The sequence below is a fragment of the Ruegeria lacuscaerulensis genome (assembly GCF_013034745.1).
Classification (GTDB): domain Bacteria; phylum Pseudomonadota; class Alphaproteobacteria; order Rhodobacterales; family Rhodobacteraceae; genus Ruegeria; species Ruegeria lacuscaerulensis_B.
The window spans coordinates 439,852-453,600 of the sequence record NZ_WQGP01000003.1; the positions used below are offsets into that span (position 1 = coordinate 439,852).

13 protein-coding genes are annotated in these 13,749 nt (G+C 58.7%); 12 read left to right on the forward strand and 1 reads right to left on the reverse strand.

The genetic code is table 11. The features are described from left to right. Nucleotides 1–25 precede the first annotated feature (25 nt). Nucleotides 26–1,195: a 4-hydroxybenzoate 3-monooxygenase gene (pobA, locus tag GOV79_RS08275; protein ID WP_170789400.1), complete on the reverse strand. Its 1,170-nt coding sequence runs from the start codon at nucleotides 1,193–1,195 to the stop codon at nucleotides 26–28. Between the two features lie 247 nt (nucleotides 1,196–1,442). Between pobA and GOV79_RS08280 the strand changes: the two genes are divergently transcribed. From GOV79_RS08280 to GOV79_RS08335, 12 genes are all read left to right on the forward strand, one after another. Beyond that, nucleotides 1,443–2,471 (forward strand): TRAP transporter substrate-binding protein, encoded by a 1,029-nt coding sequence (locus GOV79_RS08280; RefSeq protein WP_170789401.1) that lies wholly within the window; start codon nucleotides 1,443–1,445, stop codon nucleotides 2,469–2,471. Nucleotides 2,472–2,553: 82 nt separating this feature from the next. After that, nucleotides 2,554–3,114, forward strand: a complete 561-nt coding sequence (locus GOV79_RS08285; protein WP_170771681.1) for a TRAP transporter small permease — start codon at nucleotides 2,554–2,556, stop codon at nucleotides 3,112–3,114. After that, nucleotides 3,111–4,607 carry a TRAP transporter large permease gene (locus GOV79_RS08290; protein WP_170789402.1) on the forward strand — a complete coding sequence of 499 codons (1,497 nt, stop codon included), beginning with the start codon at nucleotides 3,111–3,113 and terminating at the stop codon, nucleotides 4,605–4,607. Before GOV79_RS08285 ends, GOV79_RS08290 begins: the two co-directional genes overlap by 4 nt. A gap of 227 nt (nucleotides 4,608–4,834) precedes the next feature. Further along, nucleotides 4,835–6,373: a benzoate-CoA ligase family protein gene (locus GOV79_RS08295; RefSeq protein ID WP_170789403.1), complete on the forward strand. Its 1,539-nt coding sequence runs from the start codon at nucleotides 4,835–4,837 to the stop codon at nucleotides 6,371–6,373. Further along, entirely contained in the window at nucleotides 6,370–7,188 is an 819-nt protein-coding gene (locus tag GOV79_RS08300) for an alpha/beta fold hydrolase (RefSeq protein ID WP_170771675.1), read from the forward strand. The genes GOV79_RS08295 and GOV79_RS08300 overlap by 4 nt, the downstream gene beginning before the upstream one ends. After that, on the forward strand, nucleotides 7,185–7,637 hold the full coding sequence (locus GOV79_RS08305) for a DUF309 domain-containing protein (RefSeq protein ID WP_170789404.1): 453 nt from the start codon (nucleotides 7,185–7,187) through the stop codon (nucleotides 7,635–7,637). The genes GOV79_RS08300 and GOV79_RS08305 overlap by 4 nt, the downstream gene beginning before the upstream one ends. An 80-nt stretch (nucleotides 7,638–7,717) precedes the next feature. Beyond that, nucleotides 7,718–9,376 (forward strand): 2,3-epoxybenzoyl-CoA dihydrolase, encoded by a 1,659-nt coding sequence (gene boxC, locus GOV79_RS08310; protein ID WP_170789405.1) that lies wholly within the window; start codon nucleotides 7,718–7,720, stop codon nucleotides 9,374–9,376. Between the two features lie 33 nt (nucleotides 9,377–9,409). Beyond that, entirely contained in the window at nucleotides 9,410–10,861 is a 1,452-nt protein-coding gene (gene boxB, locus GOV79_RS08315; RefSeq protein ID WP_170789406.1) for a benzoyl-CoA 2,3-epoxidase subunit BoxB, read from the forward strand. An 80-nt stretch (nucleotides 10,862–10,941) separates the two neighbouring features. Next, entirely contained in the window at nucleotides 10,942–11,109 is a 168-nt protein-coding gene (locus tag GOV79_RS08320; RefSeq protein WP_170783010.1) for a hypothetical protein, read from the forward strand. Then, nucleotides 11,106–12,296 (forward strand): benzoyl-CoA 2,3-epoxidase subunit BoxA, encoded by a 1,191-nt coding sequence (gene boxA, locus GOV79_RS08325; protein WP_170789407.1) that lies wholly within the window; start codon nucleotides 11,106–11,108, stop codon nucleotides 12,294–12,296. The genes GOV79_RS08320 and boxA overlap by 4 nt, the downstream gene beginning before the upstream one ends. After that, entirely contained in the window at nucleotides 12,296–12,742 is a 447-nt protein-coding gene (locus GOV79_RS08330) for an acyl-CoA thioesterase (RefSeq protein WP_170789408.1), read from the forward strand. The genes boxA and GOV79_RS08330 overlap by 1 nt, the downstream gene beginning before the upstream one ends. A gap of 64 nt (nucleotides 12,743–12,806) precedes the next feature. Beyond that, on the forward strand, nucleotides 12,807–13,727 hold the full coding sequence (locus tag GOV79_RS08335) for a helix-turn-helix transcriptional regulator (RefSeq protein ID WP_170789409.1): 921 nt from the start codon (nucleotides 12,807–12,809) through the stop codon (nucleotides 13,725–13,727). The last annotated feature ends 22 nt before the right edge of the window (nucleotides 13,728–13,749 follow it).

The window sequence follows — 13,749 nt, forward strand, 5'->3', positions numbered from 1 at the left end:
ACGTTCCCCTTTTCGTCGGTCATCTTCAATAGGGCAACCCTACATAGTTCTCGGCCATCGCCTTTTGCGCGGCTTCGTTGCTGCGCAGAAAGTCAATCTCGGCCCGTTGCATCTTGAGGTCAAATTCGGATTGGTCGGGAAAGCGGTGCAGAAGTGATGAAAACCACCAACTGAACCGCTCGGCCTTCCAAACCCGCGCCAGAGCGTTTTGTGAATAAGCGTCGATCCCGGCTTCAGACCCGTCGCGGAAATAGTCCTTCAAACCTTGAAAAAGGTAGTGCACGTCCGAGGCTGCCGTATTCAGCCCCTTGGCCCCGGTCGGGGGCACGATGTGCGCCGCATCCCCGCACAGAAACAGCCGCCCCCAGCGCATCGGCTCGGTCACGAAGGAACGCAGTGGCGCGATGGATTTTTCGATCGACGGGCCGGTTACAAGGCGATCGGCATATTCCTGTGGAATGCGGCGTTTCAGCTCGGCCCAAAAGGCGGCATCGGTCCAGTCTTCCGGGTGATCGGACAGAGAACACTGGATGTAATAGCGACTCAGCGCCTCGTTGCGCATCGAGCACAGCGCAAAGCCGCGATAGGACGAGGCATAGATCAGTTCGTGATGCACAGGCGGGGTTTCGGACAGAATGCCCAGCCAGCCAAAAGGATAGATCTTTTCGTATTCGCGCCGAACCGACAGCGGGATGGTTTGGCGGCTGACCCCGTGAAATCCGTCGCAGCCCGCGACGAATTCCGCGTCAATACGCTGATCTTGCCCATCGGCGGTGAAGGTCGCATAGGGGGCGTCGGTTTCGGCGTCATGAATGGTGACGTTTTCGGTGTTGAAGATCAGCGCGCCACCTGCGGCTTCGCGCGCGTCATAGAGGTCGCGGGTCACTTCGGTCTGGCCGTAAACCAGAACCGGGGTGCCGGTATGGTGCTGGAAGTCGACTCGGAAGCAATCCTCTTCGACCGCGATCAATGTGCCGCTATGTTCAATTGCCTCAGCGTGCAGGCGCGCGCTGACGCCTGCCTGATCCATCAGGTCGACAAAGCCCTGTTCCAGCACACCGGCGCGGATGCGTCCCAGCACATAGTCCTTTGTTCGACGTTCCAGAACGATGCTGTCGATTCCCTGCGTTGCGAGAAGCTGTGACAACAGCAAACCTGACGGCCCGCCGCCGATCACAAGAACTTGTGTCCGCATCTGATCCTCCTGTCCCCGCTGCGCAGGATTGCATTGCAGACAGGGTTTCGCAACGCATGGATGCCAGCATACCGTTGCGATTAAAGCATAAGGGGGCCATACATGACCCTATGCGATTGCCGGATACGGACCGTGCAGGTTCAAAAGCTTTGACCTTGCGACAAAAACAGCGACAAAAAAGTTGCGATATTATGCATGTTATGCATTAAACTGCATCATGGCGCACCGCGCAGAGGAGGAGGAACCAATGAAGATCAAACGCGCGCTCATCGGGGCGTTGGGGGCTTTGGCCCTTGGCATGGGAACGGCGGCAAACGCGGCCGAGTATGAATTCAACCTGCAAAGCTTCTTGCCTGCGCAGGCGACGATTCCATCGAAAATCATCGACGTCTGGGCCGACAAGATCGAAGAGGATTCGGGCGGACGCATCGAAATCACCCGCTATCCCTCGATGCAACTGGGCGGCAAGCCGCCGGAACTTCTGGATCAGGTGATCGACGGCGTGATTGACATGACCTGGAACGTCATCGGTTATACGCCGGGCCGCTTCCCGTCGACCGAAGTGTTCGAATTGCCCTTCCTGGTGAATGACGCCAAGCCCGCTTCGGCCGCGTTCTGGACCTTGCTGGAAGAAGACATCGCTGCGCGTGAGTTCTCGGACGTGAAGGTTCTGGGTGGCTGGGTCCACGGCCCCGGCATGATCCACGCTAACAAGGAGGTTCTGACGCCAGACGATTTCAACGGCATGAAAATCCGTGGCGCCTCGCGTCAGGTCAATGCCTTGCTCAGCACATTGGGCGCGACCCCGGTAGGTATGCCTGTGCCCGCGGTGCCCGAGGCGCTGTCCAAGGGTGTGATCGACGGCACGACCATTCCGTGGGAAGTGACCAAGGCGCTGAAAGTGCCGGAACTGGTGGAGAATCACACCGAATTCACCGGGCCGATGATGTATACCGTTACCTTCGTTCTTGCCATGAACAAGGACAAGTACGCCGCACTGCCGGATGATCTGAAGGCCGTCATCGACGACAACTCGGGTTTGGAATTTTCCATGTTCGCAGGCGAAGTCCAGCAGGCCTATGATGAGCCCGCACGTGAAATCGCGCTGGATCGCGGGAATAACGTGGTGACTCTGGACGCTGAACAATCCGCCGCCTGGGCCGAGGCCGCACAGCCTGTCTATGACACCTGGCTGTCCGAGATGAACGAAAAGGGCATTGACGGTCAGGCCCTGATCGATCGGGCCAAAGCGTTGATGAACGAGTACGGCAGCTAAGCCGGACCTTCCGCGCGGCGTATTCCGAACGCCGCGCGGCAATTATTCCAAAATCTGCATCGGCACCGTTGGTGGAGGGGACATGCACCAAACGATAGAAAAGCTGGCGCGCGGCATGGCATTGCTGGGCGGGGCGGTTCTGACGGCTTTGATCTTGTTGATCTGTATCTCGGTTCTGGGCCGGTCCCTCAACACATTGCTGCATGGGTGGCTCGGGCAGGTTGCGCCGGGCTTTTCCGAATGGGCGCTAGGGTTGGGCGTCGGGCCCATCAATGGCGATTTTGAGATTGTCGAGGCGGGCGTGGCCTTTGCAATCTTTGCTTTTCTGCCGCTCTGCCAGTTGAATTCGGGTCATGCGGTCGTGGATATTTTTACCTCGAAACTATCGCCTCGGGTTGACCGTATCTTGCGGATGTTGGCCGAGGTGGTCTTTGCCGCCGTTTTGGTACTGATAGCGGTGCAGTTGTTTGGGGGCATGATGGCGAAGCTACGGTTTGGCGAGAATACGTTTATCCTGCAATTCCCCGTCTGGTGGGGTTACGCCGCCAGCTTTTGCGCAGCCGTAGTGGCGGCGGTCGTTGGTCTTTATATGGCGGGCATCCGCATCCGCGAATGCGCGACAGGAAAGGAACTCCTGCCGTGAGCGATCTCGCCATCGGGTTGCTGTCCTTTCCGGCTCTGCTTTTGTTGATTTTTGCCCGGGTGCCGATTGGGTTGGCAATGTTCGTCACCGGTCTGGTCGGCATCGTGACCGTCACCGGAAACCTGAACATTCCGCTGGGTCGTTTGAAATCCGAGACCTACACGACCTTCTCAAGCTATTCGCTGTCGATTGTGCCGATGTTCCTGCTGATGGGGTATTTTGCGACACTGGGCGGGATGTCTACGGCCTTGTTTAAGGCTGCCGAGGGCTTTCTGGGTCACCGCAGGGGCGGTGTGGCCATGGCCGCGATCGGAGCTTGCGCGGGGTTCGGGGCGATCTGCGGATCGTCGCTGGCCACGGCGGCCACGATGGGGCGCGTGGCGCTGCCTGAGTTACGTCGGTATGGCTATGCCGGTGGCTTTTCTACCGCCACGCTGGCCGCAGGGGGGACGTTGGGCATTCTAATCCCGCCTTCGGTCGTGTTGGTGATCTACGCGATCCTGACCGAACAGAATATTGCCAAGCTGTTTCTGGCCGCATTTATCCCCGGCGTTCTGGCGGCTTTGGGTTATGTGATTGCCGTCTCGGTCTATGTGCGCCTTTACCCAGACAGCGCCGGAACCCGTCCCGCCGTGCCCTACCGCGAACGGTTTCGGTTGCTGCTGGACGTCTGGCCCGTGCTGGTTGTCTTTGGCGGCGTCGTCGGCGGCATCTATGCGGGGTGGTTCACGCCCACGGAAGGCGCTGCTGTAGGGGCGGCTGGAACTGGCTTGATCGCGCTTGCGAATGGGGGGCTGACATGGTCGACGCTGAAAGACAGTTTCACCACCACAGCCAAATCCACCGCGATGATCTTTTTCATCATTCTGGGCGCGGGGTTTTATAACGGGTTTCTGGCGCTGACGAATGTGCCGCAGGAACTGGCGAATTTCGTGTTGAGTCAGGGCTTCAGCCCCTGGGCAATTCTGGCGCTGATCCTGGTGTTTTACCTGATCCTGGGCTGCGTAATGGATAGCCTCAGCATGATCCTGTTGACGATTCCCATCTTTTACCCGGTCATATCTGTGCTGGATTTCGGTTTGGTTGACCTGATCGCGATGCAACATGATGCAGCCCGCGCTGCTCTGGCCGGAGCCGCCGACATTGCTCCAGACATCCGGGCCGAGATCGAATCTCTGATTGCCTCGGGGGCCGAGATCAGTCGCGATTTGCAGAAAGAGATTGATATCCGCGTCACACAAGGCATGGCAGACCGCATCGCCGAAGAGCGCACAGCCATCTGGTTCGGTATCCTCGTGCTGATCGTAGTCGAGGTCGGGTTGATCACGCCTCCGGTTGGGATGAATCTGTTTGTGATCAACACGATGGACCGTGAAACCCGCATGACCGAGACCTACAAGGCCGTGCTGTTCTTTGTCGGATCCGACATCCTGCGGGTTGTCCTTTTGGTGCTGTTCCCGGCGATCACTCTATTCCTTATCCCATTTGGCTGACCTTTGCTGAGTTGTGCAAGAAAATGCACAAACGCGAAAAACACTGTTGCAAACATATCCGGGAGATGTGCATTATAACGCATATTTCAGGCGTCGGGGCGAAATTTTCTGAAACCCCGGTTCGAATGATCCCCCAACGAGACGACCCATAGGGGAGATGGGTCGCGCAGCAGGGTGATTGTTTTTCCGGCAAGCAGCCGCTGGCCTGTCGAGGGGAGGAGGAACCCGTGTCAGAAAACCAGAATGCAGCCCTTTGGTTTGTGGATCGTCACCTGCGCGAAGGGCGCGGCGACAAAGTGGCATTTCACGAGGCCGACGGACAGCAACGCACCCTGACCTATCGCGCCTTGGCCGAGGAAAGCGCACGGTTTGCGGGCGCGCTGGCGCGCCATGACGTGCGCCGGGAAGAGCGTGTTGCGATGGTCGTGCTGGACCAGATCGAATTTCCGATCCTGTTCTGGGGCGCGATAAAGGCCGGGGCCATTCCCGTGCCGATCAACACATTGCTATCCGCGCCGGTTTACGCCGCGACCCTGAACGACAGCCGCGCGACGGTTCTGATCGTATCGGCCGAGATGTGGGCCACGGTCGCACCTGCGATCCAAGGCAATACAAATCTGCGGCAGGTTATCGTTATAGGCGACGCGCCCGATGGCACCACCAGCCTTGAGGCGTTTCTGGATGGGGCCACGCCAGTGGAAACCGTCACCTCGGACAGTGATGAGGCCGCGTTCTGGCTCTATTCCTCGGGCTCGACGGGTCTGCCGAAAGGTGTGCGCCATGTGCAGTCCAGCCTTCGGGCAACGGCTGATACATTCGGGGCGCAGGTGCTGGGTATCCGGGAAGAGGACGTGGTGTTCTCGGTCGCCAAGCTGTTTTTTGCCTATGGGTTGGGCAACGGGCTGACCTTTCCGCTGTCGGTTGGGGCAACGACGATCCTGCTGGGTGGCCGCCCAACGCCGGATGTGGCGTTTCAGATCATCGCCGCGCACAAGCCGACGCTGTTTTGCGGCGTGCCCACCTTCTTTGCCGCGATGAATGCGCGGTTCGAGGCGGGCGATCTACAAAGCGAACCTAATCTGCGCCTGTGTACATCGGCTGGCGAGGCGCTGCCGCGTGAGGTGGGCGAAGCATGGGAGAAGAATATGGGCGCGCAGATCGTAGATGGCGTGGGCTCTACCGAGATGCTGCATATCTTCCTGTCAAACCGGCCCGGCGACATTGTCTATGGAACCTCTGGCACGGCAGTGCCGGGCTATGACGTGCGTCTGGTCGACGAAGCCGATCACGAGGTGGGCGATGGCGAAGTGGGCGAGCTGCTGGTGCGGGGTCCTTCCTCTGCCGAAAGCTATTGGAACCGGCGCGAGAAATCGCGCGCGACTTTCGAAGGGCATTGGACCCGGACCGGCGACAAGTATGAGCGCACAGCCGAGGGTCGCTATATCTATTGCGGGCGCACGGATGACATGTTCAAGGTGTCCGGCATATGGGTCAGCCCGTTCGAGATTGAACAGACGCTGATCGAACATCCCGCCATTCTGGAGGCCGCGATTGTGGCCCATGCCGACGAGCAAGGCTTGGACAAGCCCCGCGCCTTTGTCGTTCTGAAAGATGGTCAAAGCGCGGATGCGATCGGGGATCTGAAGGACTTTGTCAAAGACCGGATCGGCAAGTGGAAATATCCGCGCTGGGTCGAGGTGGTGGACGATCTGCCCAAAACCGCAACCGGCAAAATCCAACGTTTCAAACTGAGGGAAACCGCATGATCTGGCAGGATGGCGGCTCGGGCCGCATGGATGTGAACGGCAAGGAATTGGAATACGGCATCTGGGGCCCTGCGCCACAGGATGCGCCGACCATCGTGATGCTGCACGAAGGGCTGGGGTGTTTAGCGATGTGGCGGGATTTCCCGGTCGAGATTTCGGCGGCAACCGGTTTTGGTGTTCTGGCCTATTCCCGTGCTGGCTATGGCCAATCCGATCCAGCAGAATTGCCGCGCCCGCTGGACTACATGACCGTCGAAGCGCAGCAGGTTCTGGGTCCCGTTCTGGATCAGGCTGGCATTCGGCGGGCAGTTCTGCTGGGCCATTCCGACGGTGCGACGATCGCGGCGATCTATGCGGGTTCGGTCTCGGACCAGCGGGTGCGGGGGCTAATCCTGATGGCGCCGCATTTCTTTACCGAAGAGATGGGGTTGGCTTCGATTGCCGCCGCGCGGGAAGCGTTTGATACCGGCGACCTAGCAGGGCGGCTGGCGTCTTATCACCGCGACCCGGCGGCGACATTTAATGGCTGGTGTGATGCGTGGCTGGACCCCGGTTTCCGCACCTGGAACGTGGCGGATGTTATCGACTACCTGCGCATTCCGACGCTTGCGATTCAGGGGCGTGAAGATCAGTATGGAACACTGGCTCAGATTGCCGAGGTTGAAACCCGCAGCTATGCCCCGGTCGAAACAGCGATACTGGACAATTGTCGACACGCCCCTCAGTTTGATCAACCCACAGCAACCCTGACAGCAATCGCAGAGTTCACCGCCCGGCTTGAGCGGTTGGAACACGCAATGCCTGAAATGGCATGACCAGCGACTGTTGGCCTCCGCACGCTTACGTACCGGGTCAGACAGCGCGTCACCCCGAAGGTCTGTTTGACCCGCTGAAAACCGGCCTGTCGGATGTTGCGCCGTCGGATCTGCAGAATACATCGGCCTGGACCAGCGGTTTGGCCTTTCTGAGCGAAGGGTATTTTTGGGAGGCGCATGAGGTGCTCGAGGCCGTTTGGCTGGCCTGCCCGCCCAATTCGCCAGAACGTCTGATGGTGCAGGCGGTTATTCAATACGCAAACGCCTGTCTGAAAGGCCGGATGGGGCAGCCTCGCGCGATGGCGCGTCTAATGACCTTATCCGACGATCTGGCTCGCGAGGCGATGGACCGGGCAGGAGGGGCTGTTCTGGGTTTGCATGGTGAAAAGTGCAATATAATACACAAAATAGTAGAATTGGGGGATGAAGATGGCAAAAAATGTATCTAGAAGATGCGTTATTTTGCACTCATTCCTTTACTCGATACATGCAGCGCACTATTCTGCATGACTGAACTTAGGAGTTGCACATGACCAAGGTCATCAATTTTCAGACCGATCCATCGCAATATCGCCATTGGCGGGTGGAATATGATGGGCCGGTTGCGAACCTGTTTATGGATGTCGACGAAGATCAGGGATTGTTCGAGGGGTATCAACTCAAGCTGAACTCTTACGATCTGGGCGTCGATATCGAACTGGCCGATATCGTGCAACGGATGCGCTTTGAGCACCCCGAGGTGAAAGTGGTTGTCATGCAATCCGGTAAGGACCGGGTGTTCTGCGCGGGCGCGAATATCCGCATGCTCGGGGGGGCTGCCCACAGCCACAAGGTGAACTTCTGCAAATTCACCAATGAGACGCGCAACACCTACGAAGCCGCCGAAAAAGACAGTGGCCAGAAATATATTGCTGCCGTCAAAGGCGCCTGCGCCGGGGGCGGTTATGAGCTGGCGCTAGCCTGCAACCACATCATGCTGACCGATGACAGCACATCCTCGGTCGCGCTGCCCGAGGTGCCTCTGTTGGCGGTTCTACCCGGAACTGGTGGGCTGACGCGGGTGACGGATAAACGCAAGGTGCGGCGCGATCTGGCCGATGTGTTCTGCTCGACCGAAGAAGGGGTCAAAGGTAAGCGGGCACTGGATTGGCGTCTGGTGGATGAGGTCGTGCCGAACTCCAAGTTCGACGCCACCGTGCAAGAACGTGCCCGCGAATTCGCAGCTGCGATGCCCAAGCCGGATGCTGCCGGGGTTGTTCTGGGTCCGTTGGACAAGACGGTCGGCGAAGATGGCTCGGTCACGTATAGCCTGATTGAAGTGGCTGTTGATCGGGATGTCCGCAAGGCGACCGTAACGATCAGCGGCCCGGATGCCGACGCGCCGCAGGACATGGCCGCGTTCACGGCGCAAGGGGATCAGGCCTATCTGTTGCGGCTGGCACGCGAACTGGACGATGCCATCTTGCATCTGCGCCTGAACGAAATGGAGTTGGGCCTGCTGGTCTTCCGCACCCAAGGCGACCCCGAGCTGTTTCAGGCGCATGAGGCGCTGTTGCTGGCCAATCGCGATCACTGGTTGGCTAATGAGGTGCTGCAATATTGGAAGCGCCTACTGAAACGGATCGACGTCACTTCGCGGTCGATGTCCGCGCTGGTCGAACATGGCTCGTGCTTTACGGGTATTCTGGCCGAAATCCTGTGGGCGGTGGATCGTACGTATATGATGGAAGACGAGTTCGAGGGCGACAATCGTCCCTTGGCGACGGTCACTTTGACCGATGCCAATTTCGGACCTTTGCCTATGGGCAATGATCTGACCCGGCTTGAAACCCGGTTCTATGGCACGCCCGATGCGGCTGGCCAGATGGAAGACCATAAAAACACCGCGCTGGATGCCGAAGCCGCCGACGAGTTGGGCCTTGTGACGATGATCCTGGATGACATCGACTGGGAAGACGAGATCCGCATCTTCGAGGAAGAGCGCGCCTCGTTCAGCCCTGATGCGATGACCGGGATGGAGGCGAACCTGCGTTTCGCCGGTCCCGAAACCATGGAAACTCGCATCTTTGGCCGCCTGACCGCGTGGCAGAACTGGATTTTCAACCGTCCCAATGCGGTGGGTCCCGATGGCGCGTTGCAACGGTACGGCACCGGGTTGCGCGGCGAATATGACATGGAACGTGTGTGACAGGTTCCCCCCGAGCTTCATCAGGAGAAAGACATGCTAGACGTCATCAACGTAAGTTACGACACTCAGATCCCCAACAATGTCGGCCTGAGCCAGGACCGCAAGGTTCTGAAAGCGCTTGAGAAATGGCATCCCGGCTATATCGACTGGTGGAACAAGCTGATCCCGCAGAATTTTCAGGACTCGATGGTTTACCTGCGGACCGCCGTCAGTGTTGACCCCAAAGGCTGGGCCAAGTTCGACTATGTGAAAATGCCGGAATACCGCTGGGGCGTTCTGCTGGCTCCGCAGGTCGAAGAGCGCATCATTCCAATGGGTGAGCATAAGGGTGAGAAAGCATGGCAAGAGGTGCCGGGCGAATACCGCAACATGCTAAAACGTCTGATTGTCATTCAGGGCGATACCGAGCCGGGCTCGGTCGAGCAGCAGCGGTTCTTGGGTCTGACCGCGCCATCGCTTTATGACATGCGGAACCTGTTTCAGGTCAACGTGGAAGAAGGCCGCCACCTGTGGGCGATGGTCTATCTGCTGCAGAAGTACTTTGGCAAGGATGGCCGGGAAGAGGCCGATGACCTGCTGATCCGGTCCTCGGGCTCCGAAGAAGCGCCGCGGATGCTGGGCGCCTTTAACGAAGAAACACCCGATTGGCTATCCTTCTTTATGTTCACCTATTTCACTGACCGAGACGGCAAGATGCAGCTGGAAAGCCTTGCGCAATCTGGGTTTGACCCGCTCAGCCGGACCTGTCGCTTTATGCTGACCGAAGAGGCCCACCATATGTTTGTGGGCGAAACCGGCGTCAGCCGTATCGTGCAACGCACCTGCGAGGCGATGAACGAGGCCGGTTTGACCGACCCCTACGATATCGGCAAGGTCCGCGATCTGGGCGTGATCGACCTGCCGACGATCCAGAAAAAGCTGAACCTGCACTATTCGCTGTCGCTGGACCTGTTCGGACAAGAGGTTTCGACCAATGCCGCCAACGCTTTCAATGCGGGTATCAAGGGCCGGTATATGGAGAACCGTATCGACGACGACCACATGCTGCAAAGCGACACTTATGCAGTGAAATCCATTGTTGATGGGGCGATCGTGACGCTGGATGTGCCCGCGCTGACGGCGATCAACATGCGGTTGCGGGACGACTATGTCCGCGATGCCTCGGGCGGCGTCGGGCGTTGGAACAAGATCATTCAGAAAGCCGGGATCGAGTTCAATCTGGCCCTGCCAGACGAGGCGTTCCACCGTCAGATCGGCGTCTTTGCCGCGATCAAGGCCAATCCCGAAGGTGATATCATCTCTGAAGTGGAATGGGCCGCGAATGCCGACAAATGGCTGCCGTCCAAGGAAGATGGGGCCTATATCCAGTCGCTTATGGTGCCGTGCTATGAGCCCGGCAAATACGCAGGCTGGATCTCGGCCCCGAAGGTCGGGATCGACAATAAGCCCGGCGATTTCGAATATGTGAAACTGCACATGGCTTGATCTTGGGCCTGTTTGGCAGGGTAGTGGGGACCCCCTCTGCCCGCCGCATCTTGCCAGCCAACGCGGGAAGGACATGGATGATGGCAGCGGAACGTTCCGCACTCAGCGCAGACAAGGCCGAGATACAGCCCAATCACTCGGTGATCCGGGGGCGTTGTCTTGGCTGTGACACCTGCACCGGAATCTGCGCTGCACTTATCGACGCCATGACCCTTCCCGCCCTTATCCAGCGACGGCATAAATCATGAACAAACCCATCAAACAGCACCTGATCGACCCGGAAATCTGTATCCGTTGTTACACGTGCGAGATGACCTGCCCCGAACAGGCCATCGAACATGACGACAACAACGTGGTTGTGAATGCGGACCTGTGCAATTTCTGCATGGATTGCATCCCAGTCTGCCCGACCGGATCAATCGACGAATGGCGCGTGGTGACCGAACCCTACAGCCTGGAAAAGCAATATGAGTGGGAGGAGTTGCCGGAACAGGAGGATCTGGGCTCGGATGACGCCGACACCGGGATTGAAGCGCTTGATGATGCGATGGCCGCGTTGCTGTCGGATGCGCACAAGGGTGCGGGGGGCAAGTCCAAGGCCCCGGCCACGGCTTCGAAACCCACGATCAATCTGTACAACTTGGGCAAGCCTGTTCAAGCCGTTGTGCAGGGCAATTACCGCCTGACCGAGGCGTCCTCGGACAGTGACGTGCGCCATATCATTCTGGATTTTCAAGGTCACCCGATGCCGGTTCTGGAAGGCCAGTCGATCGGGATCATTCCGCCCGGCAGCACAGGCGAGGGGCAACCGCATCTGCCGCGGCTCTATTCCGTGTCCAGCCCGCGGGATGGCGAACGGCCCGGTTTCAACAATGTCTCACTAACCGTCAAACGCGAAGAGGGCGGCGTTTGCTCGAACTATATCTGTGATCTGAAAAAGGGTGATGCGGTCAATGTCACAGGTCCATTCGGGTCGACCTTTCTGCTGCCTGATGATCCCGACGCACGTATCCTGATGATTTGTACCGGGACCGGCTCGGCCCCGATGCGCGCCTTTACCATGCGCCGTCAGCGCAAGGTGGGCACGATCCACGGTGGCATGACGATGTTCTTCGGGGCGAGAGCGCCCGACAGTTTGCCCTATTTCGGGCCGTTGCAGAAAGTGCCCAAGACGCTGTTGGATCAGCACCTGGTATTCAGCCGGCAAGAAGGTCAGGACAAGGAATATGTTCAGGACAGGATGCTGGCCAAACGGGACATCGTCGCCGACTTACTGCAAGACTCCAACAGCTATGTCTATATCTGCGGCCTGAGGGATATGGAGGACGGGGTTGAGCAGGCCCTGACCGAAATTGCGGCGGGCGTAGGGCAGGACTGGACCGCACTACGGGACCAGATGCGCGACGCCGGTCGGTACCACGTGGAGACCTATTGATGTCGGCCCGGCCAGCCTCGGCCTATCGACATGATATACGGGTGACATGGGGCGATTGCGACCCAGCCCGCATCGCTTATACCGGGCGCCTGCCATGGTTCACGCTGGATGCGATCAACGCCTGGTGGGAAGAGCATCTGGGTCAGGGCTGGTACCAGCTGGAACTGGACCGCAATGTCGGCACGCCCTTCGTCCGGCTTGAGATGGACTTCAAAGCGCCGGTCACGCCCCGGCACACGCTGGCCTGTCACGTATGGCCCAGTCGGTTGGGCACATCCTCCATCACGTTTCGCGTCGATGGCGAACAGGACAGCCAAATATGCTTTTCGGCCCAAACGGTCAGTGTCTTCATCGTGGCGGACGCGTTTGAAAAACGCCAACCGCCGCAGGATATCCAAGACCTGTTGGCTCCGTTTTTGCGTGACGCCGGGCAGACCGGGACATAACCGTTTTCCTTTTTGGTCCGGCGAACGTATTGTGCATTATTATACACATTCGGAATTGCGGAACATGGCGGAAATTACAACCTTCAGCGGGGTGTCGACCCAGATCGACACGGAATCCGAGATCGAACGCAGCATCTCGGCGCTGATGGTGCAGGTGGGCGAACGGGTCCGGAGCGCGCGTGAACGCAAGGGCATTTCTCGTCGGGTTCTGTCCGAAAGCTCGGGCGTGTCACAGCGCTATCTGGCGCAGCTTGAATCCGGGACGGGGAATATATCGATCGGGTTGCTGCAACGTGTGGCGCATTCGTTGGATCACCGGATCGAGTGGTTCGTGGGTGCCGAAGACCCGTGGAACTCCACCAGCCTGCGCGTGGCCGAATTGTTCTCTGCCGCCGACAGCGAAACGCGTGATCAGGTGTTGCAGGCCCTTTCACCCGACAGTGATCAGGCGGGTCGGGCACAGCGCGTCTGTCTGATCGGGTTGCGTGGTGCCGGGAAATCGACGCTGGGCAAACGGGCCGCTGAACAACTGGATGCGCCGTTTCTGGAGCTGAACAAGGAAATCGCCCTGCACGGCGGAATGCCGATTGATGAAATCCTCGCCCTTTACGGGCAAGAAGGGTACCGCAAGCTTGAGGCTGGATCGCTGGACCGAGTGATCGAAAACTATGACCGCGTGATCTTGGCCGTGGCCGGTGGCATCGTGTCCGAGCCCGAAACGCTCAACAAGTTGCTATCCAGTTTCCATACGATCTGGCTGAAGGCCTCGCCGCAGGAGCATATGGACCGGGTGCGCGCGCAGGGTGATGAGCGGCCCATGGCGGGCAATGCCGACGCGATGGAGCAGCTGACTTCAATTCTGGCCAGCCGCGAGGTTCTCTATGCGCGGGCGCGGTTCATGCTGGACACGTCGGGGCGGGCGCTGGACCAGTCGCTGGATGAATTGGTGACGATGATCCGGACGCAAAAGCTGTTGGATGCGTGACCTAGGACTATATCCACACAAA

Coding starts and splice junctions, on each gene's coding strand:
- GOV79_RS08335 (WP_170789409.1), top strand. CDS start 12,807: ATGGCGGAAATTACAACCTTCAGCGGGGTGTCGACCCAGATCGACACG.
- GOV79_RS08305 (WP_170789404.1), top strand. CDS start 7,185: ATGACCAGCGACTGTTGGCCTCCGCACGCTTACGTACCGGGTCAGACA.
- GOV79_RS08285 (WP_170771681.1), top strand. CDS start 2,554: ATGCACCAAACGATAGAAAAGCTGGCGCGCGGCATGGCATTGCTGGGC.
- GOV79_RS08300 (WP_170771675.1), top strand. CDS start 6,370: ATGATCTGGCAGGATGGCGGCTCGGGCCGCATGGATGTGAACGGCAAG.
- pobA (WP_170789400.1), bottom strand. CDS start 1,195: ATGCGGACACAAGTTCTTGTGATCGGCGGCGGGCCGTCAGGTTTGCTG.
- GOV79_RS08320 (WP_170783010.1), top strand. CDS start 10,942: ATGGCAGCGGAACGTTCCGCACTCAGCGCAGACAAGGCCGAGATACAG.
- GOV79_RS08330 (WP_170789408.1), top strand. CDS start 12,296: ATGTCGGCCCGGCCAGCCTCGGCCTATCGACATGATATACGGGTGACA.
- GOV79_RS08280 (WP_170789401.1), top strand. CDS start 1,443: ATGAAGATCAAACGCGCGCTCATCGGGGCGTTGGGGGCTTTGGCCCTT.
- boxB (WP_170789406.1), top strand. CDS start 9,410: ATGCTAGACGTCATCAACGTAAGTTACGACACTCAGATCCCCAACAAT.
- boxC (WP_170789405.1), top strand. CDS start 7,718: ATGACCAAGGTCATCAATTTTCAGACCGATCCATCGCAATATCGCCAT.
- boxA (WP_170789407.1), top strand. CDS start 11,106: ATGAACAAACCCATCAAACAGCACCTGATCGACCCGGAAATCTGTATC.